Source organism: Mesorhizobium sp. B3-1-7, assembly GCF_006439385.1.
Lineage (GTDB): Bacteria > Pseudomonadota > Alphaproteobacteria > Rhizobiales > Rhizobiaceae > Mesorhizobium.
In genome coordinates, this window is the sequence record NZ_VFTL01000002.1 from 156,737 (window position 1) to 173,806 (window position 17,070).

Annotated in this window: 19 protein-coding genes; 9 read left to right on the forward strand and 10 right to left on the reverse strand. The window is 63.2% G+C overall.

What is annotated here, in order from left to right; translation table 11 throughout:
• Positions 1 to 10 precede the first annotated feature (10 nt).
• The 3 genes from corA (at position 11) to FJ417_RS02615 (ending at position 2,037) form a co-directional block, all read left to right on the forward strand.
• Positions 11 to 985, forward strand: coding sequence for a magnesium/cobalt transporter CorA (gene corA, locus FJ417_RS02605; protein ID WP_140653356.1), 975 nt, complete (start codon positions 11 to 13; stop codon positions 983 to 985).
• Between the two features lie 114 nt (positions 986 to 1,099).
• The gene (locus FJ417_RS02610; protein WP_140653354.1) at positions 1,100 to 1,570 is read left to right on the forward strand and encodes a MaoC family dehydratase; all 471 of its coding nucleotides are present in this window, start codon (positions 1,100 to 1,102) and stop codon (positions 1,568 to 1,570) included.
• On the forward strand, positions 1,567 to 2,037 hold the full coding sequence (locus tag FJ417_RS02615) for a MaoC family dehydratase (protein ID WP_140782364.1): 471 nt from the start codon (positions 1,567 to 1,569) through the stop codon (positions 2,035 to 2,037). The genes FJ417_RS02610 and FJ417_RS02615 overlap by 4 nt, the downstream gene beginning before the upstream one ends.
• A gap of 52 nt (positions 2,038 to 2,089) precedes the next feature.
• Here the strand turns inward: FJ417_RS02615 and FJ417_RS02620 are convergent, their stop codons facing one another.
• From FJ417_RS02620 to petA, 4 genes are all read right to left on the reverse strand, one after another.
• Positions 2,090 to 2,635, reverse strand: a complete 546-nt coding sequence (locus FJ417_RS02620) for an adenine phosphoribosyltransferase (protein WP_140653350.1) — start codon at positions 2,633 to 2,635, stop codon at positions 2,090 to 2,092.
• Between the two features lie 97 nt (positions 2,636 to 2,732).
• Complete coding sequence (locus FJ417_RS02625; protein WP_140645759.1) at positions 2,733 to 3,590, reverse strand: cytochrome c1; 858 nt, start codon at positions 3,588 to 3,590, stop codon at positions 2,733 to 2,735.
• A gap of 21 nt (positions 3,591 to 3,611) precedes the next feature.
• Positions 3,612 to 4,913 (reverse strand): cytochrome b N-terminal domain-containing protein, encoded by a 1,302-nt coding sequence (locus FJ417_RS02630; RefSeq protein WP_140645758.1) that lies wholly within the window; start codon positions 4,911 to 4,913, stop codon positions 3,612 to 3,614.
• Positions 4,914 to 4,929: 16 nt separating this feature from the next.
• Positions 4,930 to 5,490 (reverse strand): ubiquinol-cytochrome c reductase iron-sulfur subunit, encoded by a 561-nt coding sequence (gene petA, locus FJ417_RS02635; protein WP_112099424.1) that lies wholly within the window; start codon positions 5,488 to 5,490, stop codon positions 4,930 to 4,932.
• Between the two features lie 310 nt (positions 5,491 to 5,800).
• Here petA and FJ417_RS02640 point away from each other — a divergent pair, with 310 nt between their 5' ends.
• Together FJ417_RS02640 and FJ417_RS02645 are read left to right on the forward strand one after the other, a co-directional pair.
• Positions 5,801 to 6,145, forward strand: a complete 345-nt coding sequence (locus FJ417_RS02640; protein ID WP_140782434.1) for a cupin domain-containing protein — start codon at positions 5,801 to 5,803, stop codon at positions 6,143 to 6,145.
• A gap of 71 nt (positions 6,146 to 6,216) precedes the next feature.
• The gene (locus FJ417_RS02645; protein WP_140782365.1) at positions 6,217 to 7,071 is read left to right on the forward strand and encodes an alpha/beta hydrolase; all 855 of its coding nucleotides are present in this window, start codon (positions 6,217 to 6,219) and stop codon (positions 7,069 to 7,071) included.
• Here the strand turns inward: FJ417_RS02645 and FJ417_RS02650 are convergent.
• Genes FJ417_RS02650 through FJ417_RS02670 form a run of 5 tightly spaced genes read right to left on the reverse strand, consistent with a single transcriptional unit; the run spans position 7,068 to position 13,525 of the window.
• Entirely contained in the window at positions 7,068 to 7,379 is a 312-nt protein-coding gene (locus FJ417_RS02650; protein WP_140645756.1) for a DUF6665 family protein, read from the reverse strand. The genes FJ417_RS02645 and FJ417_RS02650 overlap by 4 nt on opposite strands.
• A 9-nt stretch (positions 7,380 to 7,388) precedes the next feature.
• A complete protein-coding gene (locus FJ417_RS02655; RefSeq protein ID WP_140645755.1) occupies positions 7,389 to 9,272 on the reverse strand; it encodes an ABC transporter ATP-binding protein in 1,884 nt (627 codons plus the stop codon).
• Complete coding sequence (locus FJ417_RS02660; RefSeq protein ID WP_140782366.1) at positions 9,269 to 11,161, reverse strand: ABC transporter ATP-binding protein; 1,893 nt, start codon at positions 11,159 to 11,161, stop codon at positions 9,269 to 9,271. Before FJ417_RS02660 ends, FJ417_RS02655 begins: the two co-directional genes overlap by 4 nt.
• A 40-nt stretch (positions 11,162 to 11,201) precedes the next feature.
• Positions 11,202 to 13,082 (reverse strand): ABC transporter ATP-binding protein, encoded by a 1,881-nt coding sequence (locus FJ417_RS02665; RefSeq protein WP_140782367.1) that lies wholly within the window; start codon positions 13,080 to 13,082, stop codon positions 11,202 to 11,204.
• 26 nt (positions 13,083 to 13,108) lie between these two features.
• The gene (locus tag FJ417_RS02670) at positions 13,109 to 13,525 is read right to left on the reverse strand and encodes a hypothetical protein (RefSeq protein ID WP_246687385.1); all 417 of its coding nucleotides are present in this window, start codon (positions 13,523 to 13,525) and stop codon (positions 13,109 to 13,111) included.
• Positions 13,526 to 13,968: 443 nt separating this feature from the next.
• On the opposite strand from FJ417_RS02670, the gene FJ417_RS02675 reads away from it, so the two are divergent.
• Both FJ417_RS02675 and soxR read left to right on the forward strand, forming a co-directional pair.
• Positions 13,969 to 14,427 carry a tRNA (cytidine(34)-2'-O)-methyltransferase gene (locus FJ417_RS02675; RefSeq protein ID WP_140703933.1) on the forward strand — a complete coding sequence of 153 codons (459 nt, stop codon included), beginning with the start codon at positions 13,969 to 13,971 and terminating at the stop codon, positions 14,425 to 14,427.
• 148 nt (positions 14,428 to 14,575) lie between these two features.
• Positions 14,576 to 15,019, forward strand: a complete 444-nt coding sequence (soxR, locus tag FJ417_RS02680; RefSeq protein WP_140703935.1) for a redox-sensitive transcriptional activator SoxR — start codon at positions 14,576 to 14,578, stop codon at positions 15,017 to 15,019.
• Positions 15,020 to 15,200: 181 nt separating this feature from the next.
• Here the strand turns inward: soxR and FJ417_RS02685 are convergent, their stop codons facing one another.
• Positions 15,201 to 15,458 carry a hypothetical protein gene (locus tag FJ417_RS02685; protein ID WP_140645749.1) on the reverse strand — a complete coding sequence of 86 codons (258 nt, stop codon included), beginning with the start codon at positions 15,456 to 15,458 and terminating at the stop codon, positions 15,201 to 15,203.
• Between the two features lie 122 nt (positions 15,459 to 15,580).
• On the opposite strand from FJ417_RS02685, the gene hemF reads away from it, so the two are divergent.
• Positions 15,581 to 16,495, forward strand: a complete 915-nt coding sequence (gene hemF / locus FJ417_RS02690; protein ID WP_140703937.1) for an oxygen-dependent coproporphyrinogen oxidase — start codon at positions 15,581 to 15,583, stop codon at positions 16,493 to 16,495.
• Positions 16,496 to 16,753: 258 nt separating this feature from the next.
• Positions 16,754 to 17,014 (forward strand): DUF1344 domain-containing protein, encoded by a 261-nt coding sequence (locus FJ417_RS02695; protein ID WP_140645747.1) that lies wholly within the window; start codon positions 16,754 to 16,756, stop codon positions 17,012 to 17,014.
• Positions 17,015 to 17,070 lie beyond the last annotated feature (56 nt).

The window sequence follows — 17,070 nt, forward strand, 5'->3', positions numbered from 1 at the left end:
AGACCCGGCGATGATAAAAACCTTCGTCGTCGACAATGATCGCCTGCGCCTCACCGAGGATCTTGCGGCCGATGGCGACAGGGTCGTCTGGGCCGATCTCTTCAACCCGACCAAGGAGGAAGAGGCGCGCATCGAGAGCTGGCTGGGCATTGCCATTCCGACCCGCGAGGAGATGGAAGAGATCGAGATTTCGAGCCGCCTCTATATCGAGGATGGCGGCTACTTCATGACCGCCGTGCTGCCGGCGCAGACCGAGGCGGACGATCCTTTGATGTCGCCGGTAACCTTCGCGCTCGCCGGCAAGAGGCTGATCACCGTCCGCTACCATGAGCCCAAGGCCTTCAAGACTTTCCCGCAGCGCGCCGAAAAGGTGGCGACCGGCTGCACCAGCGGCGACACCATCCTGATCGGGCTTCTCGAGGCGATCGTCGATCGCCTGGCCGACATCCTCGAGCGCGCCGGCCGCGAGGTCGAAACAATCTCGCGCGACATTTTCGAGGCGCGCTCGACCAAGGCCTCAAAACGCAACCGCGATTTCCAGGAGCTCCTGAAAGGCATCGGCCGCAAGGAGGACATCGCCTCCTCGGTCCGCGACAGCCTGATCTCGCTGCAGCGCCTTGCCGGCTTTCTCGCTCATGTCGCTGACCAGACCAAGATGAGCAAGGATGTGCGCGCCCGCATCAAGACGCTGTCGCGCGACGTGCTCTCGCTCGCCGACCACGCGACTTTCCTGTCGCAGAAGATCTCCTTCCTGCTCGATGCCACGCTCGGCATGATCTCGATCGAGCAGAACGCCATCATCAAGATCTTCTCGGTCGCCGCCGTCATCTTCCTGCCGCCGACGCTGGTCGCCTCGATCTACGGCATGAACTTCGACATCATCCCCGAGCTCAAATGGGAGTTCGGCTACCCCTTTGCCATCGCCCTGATGGTGGTCTCGGCCATCCTGCCCTTCTGGTATTTCCGCCGCCGCGGCTGGCTCTGACGGGGTTGGCCGGCGACGGCTGGCTTACCAGAAATCACTTGACCAAATTGACTAGGACCTTCATCCGGGAAGGCCCGACTTTGGGGACCACGCGTTGTCAACCGGATTGTCAGCATGACCGGAAAGACCTGGGCCTATGAGGACTTCGTCGAGGGCGCCTCGCTCGACCTCGGCAGCAAGGACGTGAGCGCGGCCGAAATCATCGAATTCGCCAGCGAGTTCGACCCGCAGCCAATGCATCTCGACGAGGAAGCCGGCAAGGCGAGCATCCTCGGCGGGCTTTCGGCTTCGGGCTGGCATACCTGCGCGATGTTCATGCGTATGCTGTGCGACGCTTTCCTGCTCGATTCGACCTCTCAAGGCTCGCCCGGCATCGAGCATGTGAAATGGAAGAAGCCGGTGCTGGCCGGCGACAGGCTTACCGGCACGCTCACCATACTTTCCAAGCGCCAGTCGAAATCGAGGCCGCAGCTCGGCTTGATCACCATGCGCAGCGAGCTCGTCAACCAGCGCGGCGAAAGCGTCTTCGAGCTGGAGAACACTGGTATGTTCCTCGCGCGTGATGCCGCGAGGGACCTGTCATGACTTTGGACGAGTATTTCCTGATCGGCCAGACCGTCACGCTCGGCGCGCATAAATTCGAAGCCGACGAGATCAAGGCGTTTGCCAAAAAATACGATCCGCAGATCTTCCACGTCGATGAAGAGGCGGCGAAGAAGAGCGTGCTTGGCGGGCTCTGCGCCTCGGGCTGGCACACCGCCGCCACCTGGATGAAATACAACCTGGAAAAACGCATGGAGACCGAGGGCGTGCGCTGGACCGGCCCCGGCCCGCAGCCCGAATTCGGCCCCTCGCCCGGCTTCCGTAACCTGAAATGGCTGAAGCCGGTCTACGCCGGCGAGACCGTGACTTTCACGCGCATCGCGCAGGCGCACCGTCCGCTCGCCGGACGCCCGGGCTGGAACCTGCTGACGCTGCGTTCGGAAGGTTTCGATTCGACCGGCGACAAGGTGATCGAATTCGACAGCGCCGTGCTGGTGAAGGTGGGATAGTGAGTAGTGAGTAGTGAGTAGTCACTATTCACTATTCACTATTCACTACTTCCTAATGCCCCTCGAACCCGATCAACGTCCTCACCGGCACGCCGAGCGCTTCCAGCTTCTCGCGCCCGCCGAGGTCCGGCAGGTCGATGACGAAGCAGGCCGCGACGATGTCGGCGCCGATTTGCCTGAGCAGCTTCACCGCGGCTTCCGCCGTGCCGCCGGTGGCGATCAGGTCGTCGACGATTATCACCTTCTCTCCTGGCGAGACGCCGTCCTTGTGCATCTCCATCTCGTCCAGCCCGTATTCGAGACTGTAGGCCACGCGCACCGTCTCATAAGGCAGCTTGCCTTTCTTGCGGATGGGCACGAAGCCCGCCGAAAGCTGGTGCGCCACCGCGCCGCCCAGGATGAAGCCGCGCGCCTCGATGCCGGCGATCTTGTCGATCTTCAGCCCGGCATAGGGATGGACCAGCTCGTCGATGGCGCGGCGGAAGGCCCGCGCGTCACCCAGCAGCGTGGTGATGTCGCGAAACAGAATGCCGGGCCTGGGATAATCCGGAATGGTGCGGATGGCCGCAAGCAGCGTGTCTTCGAGGGAGGATTTCATGGGCGGTTGATCCGTTGCCGCACAGTTTTGCCGACAAGCGGCCGAAAAGAAAAGGGCGCCATTCGGCGCCCTTGCATTTTTCTGGAAGCAAGGCGCCTCAGTGCGCCACGTCGGCCCACACCCTGCGCTTGGTCATATAGACCAATGCGCCGAAGAGCAGCAGGAAGATCATGACACGGAAACCGGTCTTCTTGCGGTCCTCCAGATGCGGCTCGGCGGCAAACATCAGGAAGGCCGAGACGTCGCGGGCATACTGGTCGACCGTCTGCGGCGAGCCGTCGTCATAGGTCACCTGACCGTCCGAGAGCGGCTTCGGCATCTTCAGCGACAAGCCGGACAGGAAGTACGGATTGTAGTGCGTGCCTTCCGGGATCACCATGCCGGCCGGCGGCGTCTGATCGTAGCCGGTGAGCAGCGAGTGGATGTAGTCCGGGCCGCCCTGCGCGTACTGCGTGAAGATGTCGAAGATGAAGCGCGGGAAGCCGCGCTCGACGCCGCGCGCCTTGGCGAGCAGCGACATGTCCGGCGGGGCGGCGCCGCCATTGGCGGAGGCCGCGGCCTGCTCGTTCGGGAACGGCGCCGGGAAGTGGTCCGACGGCTTGCCGGGACGGTCGAACATGTCGCCGGCGTCGTTCGGGCCGTCATGGATGGTGTATTCGGCGGCCAGCGTCTTGATCTGCGCTTCCGAATAGCCGAGCCCTTCCAGCGTGCGGAAGGCCACCAGGTTCATCGAGTGGCAGGCCGAGCAGACTTCCTTGTAGACCTTCAGGCCGCGCTGCAGCTGCGCCTTGTCGTAGGTGCCGAACGGACCGGCGAAGCTCCAGCTCATTTCCTTCGGTTCGTTGATCGGGAAATGCGTCGGAGCGGCCGCGTTGTGTTCCTCTTCGGCGGCGATGGCAGCGGTGCCCGCGACCACCAGGCCAAGCAGCGCCAGCGAGGTGAGAATCTTCTTCATACCCAAAATCCCCTCAGATTCTCAGCCCGTGGTTTCCGGCGCGACGGTAGCACGTGCCGGATGTCCGCTGCCGCCCTTTTTCTTTTCAAGCACGGCCTCGGTGATCGAGTTCGGCAGCCTGCGCGGTGTCTCGATCAGGCCGAGCACCGGCATGATGACCAGGAAGAAGGCGAAGTAGAACAGCGTCGCCATCTGCGCCATGAACACATAGCTGCCTTCCGCCGGCTGCGAGCCCAGCCATCCGAGCAGGACGGCGTCGGCGACGAACACCCAGAAGAACAGCTTGTACCATGGACGGTAGACCGCCGAGCGCACCTTGGAGGTGTCGAGCCACGGCACCAGGAACAGCATGGCGATGGCGCCGAACATGCACAGCACGCCGCCGAGCTTGGAGTTGATCGGCCCGATGTTGAAGGTGATGGCGCGCAGGATCGCGTAGAACGGCAGGAAGTACCATTCCGGAACGATGTGGGCCGGCGTCTTCAGCGGGTTGGCGACCGTGTAGTTGTCCGGGTGGCCGAGAAAGTTCGGCAGGTAGAAGACGAAATAGGCGAAGACGAACAGGAACACGATCATGCCGAACGCGTCCTTGATGGTGGCGTAGGGCGTGAAGGCGACAGTGTCGGTCTTCGACTTGACCTCGATGCCGGTCGGGTTCGACTGGCCCACGACATGCAGCGCCCAGATGTGCAGCACGACGACGCCGGCGATCATGAACGGCAACAGGTAATGCAGCGCAAAGAAGCGGTTCAGCGTCGGATTGTCGACGGCGAAGCCGCCGAGGAGCAGTTCCTGGATCCAGTTCCCGACCAGCGGAATGGCGCTGAAGAAGCCGGTAATGACGGTAGCGCCCCAGAAGCTCATCTGGCCCCAAGGCAGCACGTAGCCCATGAAGCCGGTGGCCATCATCAGGAGGTAGATGATGCAGCCGAGGATCCACAGGAGCTCGCGCGGCGCCTTGTAGGAGCCGTAGAACAGGCCGCGGAAGATGTGGATGTAGACGGCCACGAAGAAGAACGAGGCGCCGTTGGAATGGAGATAGCGCAAGAGCCATCCCGAATTCACGTCGCGCATGATCTTCTCGACCGAATCGAAGGCGAGATTGGTGTCGGAGGTGTAGTGCATCGCCAGCACGATGCCGGTCAGGATCTGCGCGACCAGCATGATCGACAGGATGCCGCCGAAGGTCCACATATAGTTGAGGTTGCGCGGTACCGGATAGGCGACGAAGCTGTCATAGACCAGCCGCGGCAGCGGCATGCGGGCGTCGAACCAGCGCTCGATACCGGTCTTGGGCGTATAGGTCGAGTGTCCCTCGCTCATCGAAATATCCCCTGCCTCAACCGATAAGGATCTTGGTATCGGAAATGAACTTGAATACCGGGATCGCCATGTTCTCCGGCGCCGGGCCTTTGCGGATGCGGCCAGCGGTGTCGTACTGCGAACCGTGGCACGGGCAGAACCAGCCGCCGAAATCGCCTTCCTGGCCGAGCGGGATGCAGCCGAGATGGGTGCAGACCTGCACCATCACCATCCAGGCTTCCTTGCCGGGCGTGGTACGGTTGGCATCGGTCGCCGGCGCGTCGGAGGGCAGGTTGGCGTTGCGCGCGATCGGGTCCTTCAGATCGGCGAGGTTGACGGCCTCGCCGTCCTTCATTTCCTTTTCGGTGCGGTTTCGCACCACCACCGGCTTGCCGCGCCACTTGACGATCAGCGAAGAACCGGGCTGCAGCGAGGCGACGTCGACCTCCACCGAGGCCAGCGCCAGCGTCGAGGCGTCGGGGCGCATCTGGTCGATGAACGGCCACGCGACGGCTCCCGCGCCGACAACGGCGGCCATGCCGGTGGCTACGTAGAGAAAATCGCGACGGTTGGGATCGTGGATGTCGGTTGCGCTCACGGGTGCCTGATCCTTTCGCCTCTTCCTAACCGGAGGCCGAGCCTTGTCCCCGCTCAATCGCACCTGCCCGACAGCGCATGGCGAACAGGCTAGCGAATTCCTCCGGCATTTGGATTTCGGTTTATGCGTGCAGCCCGTTTTTGTCCAGCGGGGTGAAGGCACAAGGGCAGATTGTCGCGGGGACGCACAGCGGCCTTGGCCGACACCTCCCGGCCAGGCCGTCGGACAGCGTGAAACAGCGAGAAATCCGGGGTGAATCGGGCCGGTGTTCGCCTCGACATCGGCTCCTGGCCCGGTCTATTGTCCGGCCATGGCGCATGTCATCGAACGCGACAGTTGGGCCGAAGCCCCCGACCGCTGGATAGGCGAGCTGCAATGCGGCCAATTCGGCGCCAATTCCTGCCTGATCTTCAACTACCAGCCGTCGATCGGCGGCGGCCCGCGCCTGCACAAGCACCCCTATGCGGAAATCTTCGTCATCCGCTCCGGCACCGGCCTGTTCACGATCGGCGACCGGGAAATCGAGGCCACGGCCGGCCAGATCCTGATCGTGCCGCCCGACACGCCGCACAAATTCACCAATCTCGGCCCCGGCCCGCTCGAAAGCACCGACATCCACGAGAACGGCCACTTCATCACCGAGTGGCTGGAATGATTCTGATTGGGCCTGTCCGAAGCCTGACCGCAACCTAGTTCCATCCATCTGGCAACGATGGAGATCGACGCATGCAAACACGCGCCATCGAGGTCGAGGGGATGGCTATCGCGATCCGGGAAGCAGGACCGTTCGATGCGCCCGGCCTTCTGCTGCTGCATGGCTGGCCGCAAAGTTCATATGCATTCGAGGCAGTCATCGACCGGCTGGCCGAGAACCAGCACGTGGTCGCGCCAGACCTGCCGGGCATCGGCGGCTCGTACGACGCGCCCGGGACTGGCGAGAAGAGATATCTGGCAAGATTGATAAGGGGTCTGATTGGCGCTTGCGGCCTGCGGCAGGTCATCGTCGCCGGTCATGATATCGGCGGCCAGATCGTCTTCGCGCTGTTGCGCGACTTGCCCGAGGAATTATCCGGCGCGGTGATCATGAACGTCGTCGTCCCCGGCGTGGCGCCGTGGGAAAATGTCATCCGCAATCCGCATATCTGGCATTTTGCCTTTCATGCGATCCCGGCTTTGCCGGAGATGCTGGTAGGCGGCCAAGAGCGCGCCTATTTCGATTTCTTCTTCGATATCCTTTCCAAGGAAAAGACCGCTATCCCCGCGGAAGCCAGGGACATCTATACAAAGGCCTATTCGCGGCCGGAAAGCCTCAAGGCCGGCTTCGACTGGTACCGCGCCTTTGCCGAGGACGCCAAGGTCAATTCCCGCCCATCCGCGATGCCGATCACCACGCCGGTTCTTTATCTCAGGGGTTCGGCCGAATCCGGCGACATCGCCGATTATCTCGACGGCTTGAGGTCCGCCGGTCTGTCGCGGGTCGAAGGCGACATCATCGCGGATAGCGGGCACTTCGCCGCTGATGAGAACCCCACGGCACTCGCTGCAAGATTGGTACGCTTCCGTGAAGAAATCAGTGCCTAACTGGCACCAAGTCTAACCAGCACCGCCCGCGGGATGTCGTATTCGCGGATCACGGCATCATGCTTGCGCAGGCCGCAAAGCTCGCGCTGGATGAAGTAGGCGTGGACGGCCGCGGCGGCTTCCTTGAGCAACCGGTTGCGATGCTCGCCCTCGCCGCTCTCGCGCAACTTGGCAAGGGTTTCCTCGACACGCTGGCCGGCGCGGCCGAGCGCCGCGGCCTTTTCGGCGAGGATTTCGTGGCCGAGCAGGTCGAGCGCGCTCTCCTGCGCGCCTGACCGTCCGAAATTGGTGGGCATGCGTACCGACATGACGCCGTTCTACTCCGCAGGGCGCGTCTCTTCCAGCGCGCTTTCCTCATTGAACAGGAAGCCGCCGGACTGCCGTTTCCAGAGCCGCGCATAGAGCCCATCGAGCGCCACCAGTTCGTCATGCGTACCCTGTTCGACGATGCGGCCGCCGTCGAGCACCACCAGCCGGTCGAGCGCCGCGATCGTCGACAGCCGGTGCGCGATGGCGATCACGGTCTTGCTTTCCATCAGCCTGGTCAGATTCTCCTGGATCGCCGCCTCGATGTCCGAATCGAGTGCCGAGGTCGCCTCGTCGAGGATCAGGATCGGCGCATCCTTGAGGAAGACGCGCGCGATCGCCACGCGCTGCCGCTGCCCGCCGGACAGCTTCACGCCGCGCTCGCCGACATAGGCCTCGTAGCCGGCGCGGCCGCGGTTGTCGCGCAGTCCGAGGATGAAGTCATGCGCCTCGGCTTTCCTGGCCGCGGCGATAACCTGCGCGTCGGTGGCATTCGGCATGCCGAGCTTGATGTTGTCGCGCAGCGAGCGGTGGAACAGCGCGGTATCCTGGCTGACGACGCCGATATTGCCGCGCAGCGAGTTCTGCGTGACCCCGGCGATGTCCTGGCCGTCGATCAGGATCTGGCCACCCTCCAGGTCGTAGAGGCGCAGGATCAGGTTGGCCAAGGTCGTCTTGCCGGCGCCCGACGGGCCGACCAGCCCGACCTTCTCGCCCGGACGCACGACGAGATCGATGCCGTCGAGCACGCCTTGCCCCTTGCCGTAATGGAAGGTGACGTTCCTGACCTCGATGCGGCCGCCGGTGACGACCAGTTCCTTGGCGTCCGGCGCGTCGGTCAGGCCCAACGGCTGCGAAATCAGCGCCTTGGAGTTCTCCAGCACGCCGAGGTTTCGCAAGATGCCGTTGAGCTGCATCATCAGCCTTCCAAGCAGCATGTTGAGCCTGAGCACCAGCGACAGTGTGAAGGCAACGGCGCCGACCGTGATCGAGCCTTCGACCCAGAGATAGATGGCAAAGGCTGCGATCGCCGTGATCATGATGCCGGAGAGCATGGTCAGCGCCATGCGCACGCCGGTCAGCCGGCGCGTGAACGGCCGTAGCGCGTCGAGATAGATGTCGAAGCCGCTGCGAATATAGCGGTCGTCGCCATCGGCTGAAAACAGTTTCAGCGTCTGCACGTTGGAATAGGAATCGACGATACGGCCGGTGATCATCGAGCCGGCCTCGGCGGTCGCCTCTGCATGCTTGCGGATCGCCGGCAGATAGAGTTTCGCCAGCCAGCCGAAGGCGGCGATCCAGATCACCACCAGCACTGCCAGCCGCAGATCGAGACCGGCGACCAGCGCCAGCGTGGTGACCGTATAGACGATCATGAACCACACGACCTCGATGAAGCTTTCCATCAGGTCGCCCGTCGCTTGCCCCGCCTGCCAAACCTTGGTGGCAATGCGGCCGGCGAAATCATTCTGGAAGAAGGCGTAGGACTGGCGCGAGACATGCCGATGCGCCTGCCAGCGCACCAGATTGTAGAAGCCGGGCGTGATCGTCTGTTCGTCGACAAGCGCCGACAGGCCGACCACGGCGGTGCGGATGACGAGCACTACCGCGCCCATGAACAAGAGCTCGGGACCGGCCGCGGCCCAAAGCGCGTGCCAGTTGCGTTCGCCGGGCAGCTGGTCGAGGATATCGACCAGCCTTCCGACGAAATAGAACAGGCCGGCCTCGACCAGCGGCGCGATGCCGCCGATGATCAGCATGGCGAAGAAGGCGAGCTTCGCCTGGCCGACATAGTGCCAGAGAAAGCCGCCGACGCTGACGGGCGGCCGCAGATTCGCCGGCTCGCGGAACGGGTAGACCCAGCGCTCGAACCAGCGATAGACGCCCTTCATCATTCGGCGGCTTCACCTTTCGTCGCCAGATCGTCGGCGACCGGTTTTTCCTCCAGCAGGAACCCGCCCGACTGGCGCCGCCAGAGCTGGGCGTAGAGCCCGCCCCTGGCGATCAGCGCCTCATGCGAGCCGTCCTCGACGATGCGGCCCTTGTCCATGACGACGAGCCGGTCCATCGCCGCGATGGTCGACAGGCGGTGAGCGATGGCGATGACGGTCTTGCCCTGCATGAGCTTGTAGAGGTTCTCCTGGATGGCGGCTTCCACTTCTGAATCGAGCGCGGACGTGGCCTCGTCGAGAATGAGGATCGGCGCGTCCTTCAGCATAACGCGGGCAATTGCGATGCGTTGCCGCTGGCCGCCGGACAGCTTCACGCCGCGCTCGCCGACAAGCGCCTCATAGCCGCTCTGCCCATGGGGATCGGTCAGCCCCGCGATCACATCGTCGATCTGGGCGGCTTTGGCGGCGCTGAACATCGCCTCGTCGCTAGCCGTCTGGCGCCCATATTTGAGGTTCTCGCGAACGGATCGATGCAAGAGCGAAGTGTCCTGGTTGACGAAGCCTATCGCCGTCCGAACGCTTTCCTGCGAGACGTTGCGGATGTCCTGCCCGTCGATCAGCACCTTGCCGTCTTGGACGTCGAACAGCCGCAGCACGAGATTGACCAGCGTCGACTTGCCGGCTCCCGAACGGCCGATCAGGCCGACCCGCTCGCCCGGCGCGATCTTCAGCGACAGATTGTCGATGACCCCGCCTTTGCCGTCCTTGCGCCAGTAATTGAAGTTCACCCGGTCGAACTCGATGCTGCCGGCGGTCACGACGAGGGCCGGTGCGTCGGGCTGGTCCTGCATGACGATCGGCCGCGCGATCGTCGTCATCGAGTTGCTGGCGACGCCGATCTGCCGGAAGACGTTGGCGCCGACGTCGAGGATCCTGCCGGAGATGTTGGCGATCTGCAGCGCGAACGGTATCGCGGTCGCGACGGCCGCGGTGGTCAAGGCGCCGGCGTTCCAGCCGACGAGCGCCAGCCAACTCACGGCAATGAGCAGCGCCGCGTTGAGGACGAACAGGGCCGACCACATCAGCGTGAAAACGCGCATCAGCTGGTAGAATGTGTCGGCGTGCTCGACGACTGCCTGCGAGACATATTTGTCTTCGTGCTCGCCGGTCGAGAATGTCTTGAGCGTCAGGATGTTGGTGTAGCTGTCGACCATGCGGCCGCTCACCTGCGACCACCGCTCCGACAGTTGGGACGAGCGTTGCGTGATCCTGGGCATCGCGGACCAGAAGATCAGGCAATAGAACACCAGCCACACCGCCACGACCGTCAGGAGAAGCGGATCGAGCCGCGCCAGCACGACGATGGCGACCGCAACGAAGACCAGCGCATACCAGACGGCATCGACGGTGAGGTTGACGCTCATCTCCATCGAATCGCCGCTTTGCATAACCTTGGTTCCGATGCGGCCGGCGAAGTCGTTCTGGAAGAACGACCAGTCCTGGCGCACGACATGCCAATGGCTCTGCCAGCGGATGAGGTCGATGAGGTTTGGCGCGATGGCATGGTTGCGGATAAGCGCGTCGATGACCATCGACAGCGGGCGCAGCAGCACGACGAACGCCATCAGCACGAGCAGCGGCCCATGGGCGGCGAAGAAGTCTCCCGGCCTGGTGCTGGAGAGCAGGCCCACGATCAGGCCGACGAAAATCGGCAGCATCGCGTCCACGATTGCCGCGACCGCAACGATGACGATGCGCAGCCAATAGGCGGTGCGAAACTGCCTTATGAAATACCAGTAGAACCGCCAAAGCCCCATTGGCGGCTGCCTGTCTTCGGCCAGCGCCACCGGCGAATAACGGCTTTCGAACCAGGTGAAGATGCGGTCGAGCATTTTTCTCTCATAGACGCCGGAAACTGCAATCGCGATCGCGTTACTCCGCTGCCATCTCGGATTCCGGCGCCTTGGCATCAACCTCGGTTGGCGCGTCATCGAGCAGGAAGCCGCCGGACTGGCGCTGCCAGAGCTGTGCATAGAGCCCGCCCTTGGCGACGAGTTCCTCATGCGAGCCTTCCTCGATGATGCGACCCTTGTCCATGACGACGAGCCGGTCCATCGCCGCGATGGTCGACAGACGGTGCGCGATGGCAATGACGGTCTTGCCCTGCATCAGCTTGTAGAGGTTCTCCTGGATCGCCGCCTCGGCTTCCGAATCGAGCGCCGAGGTCGCCTCGTCGAGGATCAGGATCGGGGCGTCCTTCAGCATGACGCGGGCGATCGCGACGCGCTGGCGCTGGCCGCCGGACAGCTTGACGCCGCGGTCGCCGACATGGGCGTCGAAGCCCTTGCGGCCGTTGTGGTCCGAAAGCCCGCCGATGAAATCGAGCGCCTCCGCCCGACGCGCCGCTTCGGTGAGCATCTCGTCGGTCGCGTCGGGCCGGCCGTAGAGGATGTTCTCCCTCACCGAGCGATGCAGCAGCGAGGTGTCCTGCGTCACCATGCCGATCTGCGCGCGCAGCGAATCCTGCGTCACCGCCGCGATCTCCTGGCCGTCGACGAGGATCCTGCCGCTTTCCAGGTCGTAGAAACGCAGCAGCAGATTGACCAGCGTCGACTTGCCGGCGCCCGAGCGGCCGACGATGCCGACCTTCTCGCCGGGCTTCACGGTAAGCGACAAGTTCTCGATGACGCCCTTCTGCTTGCCATAGTGGAAGCGGATGTCGTCAAAGCGGATCTCGCCCTGGCTGACACTGATGTCCTTGGCGCCCGGCCTGTCCTCGACCAGGCGCGGCAGCGAGATCGACTGGATGCCGTCCTGCACCGTGCCGATATTCTCGAACAGCCCGGACATCTCCCACATGATCCATTGCGACATGCCCCACATTCGCAGGACAAGGCCGATGACCACGGCGACGGCGCCAATCGTCACCGCCTGCCCCAGCCAAAGCCACAGCGAGATTGCCGTGACGGAGAACAGAAGCAGCGAATTCAGGATGTAGAGCAAGCCGTAGAGCACCGTCACCAGCCGCATCGAGCGGTAGACAGTGTCGAGGAAGCTCGCCATGCCTTCCCTGGCGAAGGTTGCCTCGCGCCGTGCATGCGAAAACAGCTTCACCGTCTGGATGTTGGTGTAGCTGTCGACGACGCGGCCGGTCATGGTCGAGCGCGCATTGGCCTGCTCCTCGCCGACCTTGCCGAGCCGTGGAATGAAAAAGCGCAAGAGCCCGATATAGCCGACCAGCCAGACGGCGAGCGGTGCGGCCAGCCGCCAGTCGGCCGCGCCGACAATGAAAAACATGCCGAGGAAGTAGACGATGACGTAGTTCAGCACGTCGATCAGCTTGATCACGCATTCGCGCACGGCGAGCGCCGTCTGCATCAGCTTGGTGGCGATGCGGCCGGCGAACTCGTCCTGGTAGAAGGCCATCGACTGCTTGAGCAGATAGCGATGCACCTGCCAGCGGATGCGCATGGGATAATTGCCCATCAGCGTCTGCTGGTTGAGCAGCGAATGCAGCCATACCGTGCCCGGCAGCGCGAACAGCACGACGAAAGCCATGCCGGCGAGCTTCCAGATCTCCGTCTGCAGGAAGGTTTCGCGGTTCTGCGCCGACAGCCAGTCGACGATGCGGCCGAGGAAGCCGAACATCCAGACTTCGGTGAAGGCGATCGCCGTCACCAGCACCGCATCGACGACGATGTAGGGCCAGGCGCCGCGCGTGTAGTGCACGCAAAACGCGATCAGCGTCCTCGGCGGCTCGACCGGCTCCGCGGCGGGAAACGGATCGAGCCTGTTTTCAAACCAGCGGAACATTCCAGGCACTCGACTTATCTGTGCGCTCACGCGGCGCGGGATTGATGGGCAAGGCTTTGCGGCCGCGCGGCATTGCGGGCCGGCGATACGGAATCATCCGCGTCGCCGGCCCTGTCCCGCGCAATATAGGGTTTCGCCGGCATTTCGCCGACAGGCTCGTTTGACGTCCCTGACGGCCCGGAACTTCCGGACGAAAGGGCGGAACCTGCCCGGCTCCTGTCGCCCGGCCGGATCATATGGATGATCCGGCGCACCAGCGTGGGCCGGCTGTGATCGGGCACCGCGCGCGAGAAATCGACGTCCGGCAGCATGCCGCGATGCGGCCTGCGCCGTTCCTCGGCATGTACCGCCGACGAATAGGTCTCGCCGATCAGCAGCGCCCAGGTAGCCACCTTGCGTTCATGCAGGCTTCTTGACCCCGGTATCTTGTAGGGATCGAACATTGGTCCGTCCTCCATATGCAAATGCGTTAAAAAGGGTGATGCGTCCTCGACCACCGGCATTCGGCCGAAGGCGCGGATCGAATCGGCCGGGACACGACTAGCGTCGGTCCCGACACGCTCAGCTGGGGCACGACGAACCTTTGGCAGTTTGAAAAACATCGCAAGATTCCTTCGAAGGCCGACAACTGGGTTCGGCGGGAATCGGTGCGATGAGGACTTAAAGTGTCAGAAGAATCGTCGTACCGAAACCGCCGGTGGGCATAGGGGTGCCCCGGAGAGGAGCTGGAAGTGCATGGTCATCATGTGGTCCCCCTCCTTCGGTTCGGGTTGACGATGGTGAGCATATACTCGACTTCGCAGAAAATGGCCACCCGCCAGTCCAGAAATCGCCGAAAGCCGCAGGCGCCTGTGGCCGATCTGCCACTTATTAGCAGGATACGGAAATGAACGATCGTCTCCGCATCGCGCTCTACCAGCCGGATATCGCCGGCAACACCGGGACAATCCTGCGCTTCGCCGCCTGCCTCGATATCGGCGTCGATATCATCGAGCCGGCTGGTTTCCCGCTCTCCGACCGGGCGCTGAAACGGGCCGGCATGGACTACCTCGAAATGGCGGCGCTTTCCCGCCATGCCGACTGGCACGCCTTCGAGGAGTGGCGAAAGACCGGCGCGCGCCGCCTCGTGCTGCTCACCACCAAAGCCACGGCCGCGTACACCGACTTTGCTTTCGCTGCCGGCGACATCCTTCTGTTCGGCCGCGAATCCGCCGGCGTGCCGGATCAGGTCCACCAGGCGGCGGACGCGCGACTGACCATTCCGATGCGGCCGGGCGCGCGCAGCATCAATGTCGCGCTGTCCGTCGCCATGGTCGCGGGCGAAGCTCTTCGCCAGCTCAGCTAGTAGCTTTTGCGCTTCCTCGCCATCGCGGGCTGTTGCCCCTTCCGCCGTCATTCTTGCCCAGGCGCACATCGCCTTCTCCTGCATTTGCCATATCGTCACTCTTTCGCTACAAGCTCAACTTAACTTGAGGTCAAGCGGGAATTTGAGAATGGCTCCGGTGAGGGAATTGACGGTCGGCCAGGTGGCGGTGCGCAGCGGCGTGGCGGTATCGGCGCTGCATTTCTACGAGGCGCGCGGGCTGATCCGCAGCCATCGCACTTCGGGCAACCAGCGGCGCTACAGCCGGGACGTGCTGCGCCGCGTGGCGATAATCCGCGTCGCCCAGGAAGTCGGCATCTCGCTTGCCGGGATCGCCCAGGCGTTCCAGTCCCTGCCCGAAGAGCGCACGCCGACGCGCGAGGACTGGAACCTGCTTTCAACGGCCTGGCGCGACGATCTCGACCAGAAGATCGCCCAGCTCAAGAAATTGCGCGACGGCCTGACCGACTGCATCGGCTGCGGCTGCATGTCGATCGACAAGTGCCCGCTGAGGAACAAGGAAGACCGGCTGGCCCGGGAGGGGACGGGGGCGAGAAGGCTGGCGGTGCGCTGACAGTCTGTCGCCAAGGTGCATTGAGATTCAGGTCAGGCCGAGCCGGAGTCGAAGACGGGCGCGAAGCGACCAAACTAGGTGACTTCCGAGAACCGGAGCGGAGCGTACTTAAAGTACGTGAGCACCGGAAGCGCAGGAAGCCGCCGTTTGCAGGCCGGCCTCACCTGAATATCAATGCACCTTAATCGGCCGCCGGCAACCGCCGCATGGTGAACTCGATCACGTCGCCTGGACGTTCGAACCAGCTTTCGATCTCGGTCCAGTAGGCCTGCTTCGGAAAACGCTCGAACCACTCCTTGGCCTTGAGGCGCGCATCCGGGCGCGGCAGCACGAAGGTTTCGCGCAAGAAACCGTCGCGCGGCTGGTTTTCGCGCTCAGCCCGTGAGCGCTCCAGCCTCTTCTTCAAGCCATCCAGCGGCGGTCTTGCCGGGGTGCGCACGAAGGAACTCCTTTGCACCTGGATCAGACAGGACTTGACCCTTGTCCTCAAGAGATTAGGGATCGCGCGCAGAAAAAACGAGTCATTTGTCAGGCAAGTGAAGCCTGTGACTGGAGACCGAATTGGAAAGACCTGATCTTCCGATGGGCCTGCCGGCCGATATCGAGCAGAAGAAGATGAAGGCCCGCCTCTGGTTCGAGGCCTTGCGCGAGCGCATCTGCGTCACCTTCGAGCAGATCGAGCAGGAGCTCACCGGCCCGCAAGCATCATGGTCGCCCGGCCATTTCGATAAGACCCCCTGGGAGCGCGACGAAGGCCGTGGCGGCGGCGGCACCATGTCGATGATGCGCGGTCGCGTCTTCGAGAAGGTCGGCGTTCACACCTCGACCGTCCATGGCGAATTCTCGCCCGAGTTCAGGAAGCAGATTCCCGGCGCCGAGGAAGACCCGCGTTTCTGGGCGAGCGGCATCTCGTTGATCGCCCACCCCTGGAACCCCAACGTGCCGGCCGTGCACATGAACACGCGCATGGTCGTCACCACGCGCCAGTGGTTCGGTGGCGGCGCCGATCTGACGCCGGTGCTCGACCGTCGCCGAACCCAGGACGATCCCGACACGATTGCCTTCCATCGCGCCATGCAGTTCGCCTGCGAGAAGAACGCCGCCGTCGCCGACTATCCCAAATTCAAAGCCTGGTGCGACGAGTACTTCTTCCTGCCGCACCGCAACGAGGCGCGCGGCATCGGCGGCATCTTCTTCGACTGGCTGCATTCGGACGAGGACAGGGGCGGCTGGAATGCCGATCTCAATTTCGTCCAGGATGTCGGACGCTCCTTCCTTGTCGTCTATGCCCATCTGGTGCGGGGCAACTTCAACCAGGACTGGACCGACGGCGAGCGCGACGAACAGCTGATCCGGCGCGGCCGCTACGTCGAATTCAACTTGCTTCACGATCGCGGCACCATCTTCGGCCTGAAGACCGGCGGCAATGTCGCCTCGATCCTGTCCAGCCTGCCGCCCGAGGTAAAATGGCCGTAACGATCCGGTGAGCCCCGCTCATGGCCGCATTGCTGTCCCATTCGCTGAATCTTGGCGGGCAATGTGGCAGGGGCGATATCTTTTTCGTCTAATATCCTTTTGAAAAAATTGATCTATTTAGGGTCGTCGGGTCGGGAAGCGCCGGCGGTCGAAGCGGAGATCACCTGTCTCCGCCGGCCGTGACTCGACGCGACTTGACGGCCCTGACCAGGAGGGTGCCTGACCAAACGGGTGCCCTTGTTTCCAGGAGAGTATGCCATGCGCAAGCTTATCGTGACGGCAGCAGCCGCCGCCTTTCTCGCCTCCGGTGGCGCCGCGTTCGCGGCGGTGAAGCACACCACCGGCACCGTCAAGAGCTTTGATGGAACGGCCATGAGCCTTGTTCTGGACGATGGGTCGACATTCAAGCTGTCCAAGGCCTTCAAGGATCCCGGCGTTCAGGCCGGCGAGAAGGTCCGCGTGTCCTGGGACATGAGCGGCAAGAACAAAATCGCCGAGGCCGTCAAGATCATGAAGTAACGACCTTGCTCTGAAGGTCCAGTTCTCAGGCAGCGGGGAAAGGCGGGGCATAGTGC

What these genes read in the sequence shown, in the direction of transcription:
- corA (WP_140653356.1), top strand. Translation starts at nt 11, where the DNA reads ATGATAAAAACCTTCGTCGTCGACAATGATCGCCTGCGCCTCACCGAG.
- FJ417_RS02610 (WP_140653354.1), top strand. Translation starts at nt 1,100, where the DNA reads ATGACCGGAAAGACCTGGGCCTATGAGGACTTCGTCGAGGGCGCCTCG.
- FJ417_RS02615 (WP_140782364.1), top strand. Translation starts at nt 1,567, where the DNA reads ATGACTTTGGACGAGTATTTCCTGATCGGCCAGACCGTCACGCTCGGC.
- FJ417_RS02620 (WP_140653350.1), bottom strand. Translation starts at nt 2,635, where the DNA reads ATGAAATCCTCCCTCGAAGACACGCTGCTTGCGGCCATCCGCACCATT.
- FJ417_RS02625 (WP_140645759.1), bottom strand. Translation starts at nt 3,590, where the DNA reads ATGAAGAAGATTCTCACCTCGCTGGCGCTGCTTGGCCTGGTGGTCGCG.
- FJ417_RS02630 (WP_140645758.1), bottom strand. Translation starts at nt 4,913, where the DNA reads ATGAGCGAGGGACACTCGACCTATACGCCCAAGACCGGTATCGAGCGC.
- FJ417_RS02640 (WP_140782434.1), top strand. Translation starts at nt 5,801, where the DNA reads ATGGCGCATGTCATCGAACGCGACAGTTGGGCCGAAGCCCCCGACCGC.
- FJ417_RS02645 (WP_140782365.1), top strand. Translation starts at nt 6,217, where the DNA reads ATGCAAACACGCGCCATCGAGGTCGAGGGGATGGCTATCGCGATCCGG.
- FJ417_RS02650 (WP_140645756.1), bottom strand. Translation starts at nt 7,379, where the DNA reads ATGTCGGTACGCATGCCCACCAATTTCGGACGGTCAGGCGCGCAGGAG.
- FJ417_RS02655 (WP_140645755.1), bottom strand. Translation starts at nt 9,272, where the DNA reads ATGATGAAGGGCGTCTATCGCTGGTTCGAGCGCTGGGTCTACCCGTTC.
- FJ417_RS02660 (WP_140782366.1), bottom strand. Translation starts at nt 11,161, where the DNA reads ATGCTCGACCGCATCTTCACCTGGTTCGAAAGCCGTTATTCGCCGGTG.
- FJ417_RS02665 (WP_140782367.1), bottom strand. Translation starts at nt 13,082, where the DNA reads ATGTTCCGCTGGTTTGAAAACAGGCTCGATCCGTTTCCCGCCGCGGAG.
- FJ417_RS02670 (WP_246687385.1), bottom strand. Translation starts at nt 13,525, where the DNA reads ATGTTCGATCCCTACAAGATACCGGGGTCAAGAAGCCTGCATGAACGC.
- FJ417_RS02675 (WP_140703933.1), top strand. Translation starts at nt 13,969, where the DNA reads ATGAACGATCGTCTCCGCATCGCGCTCTACCAGCCGGATATCGCCGGC.
- soxR (WP_140703935.1), top strand. Translation starts at nt 14,576, where the DNA reads ATGGCTCCGGTGAGGGAATTGACGGTCGGCCAGGTGGCGGTGCGCAGC.
- FJ417_RS02695 (WP_140645747.1), top strand. Translation starts at nt 16,754, where the DNA reads ATGCGCAAGCTTATCGTGACGGCAGCAGCCGCCGCCTTTCTCGCCTCC.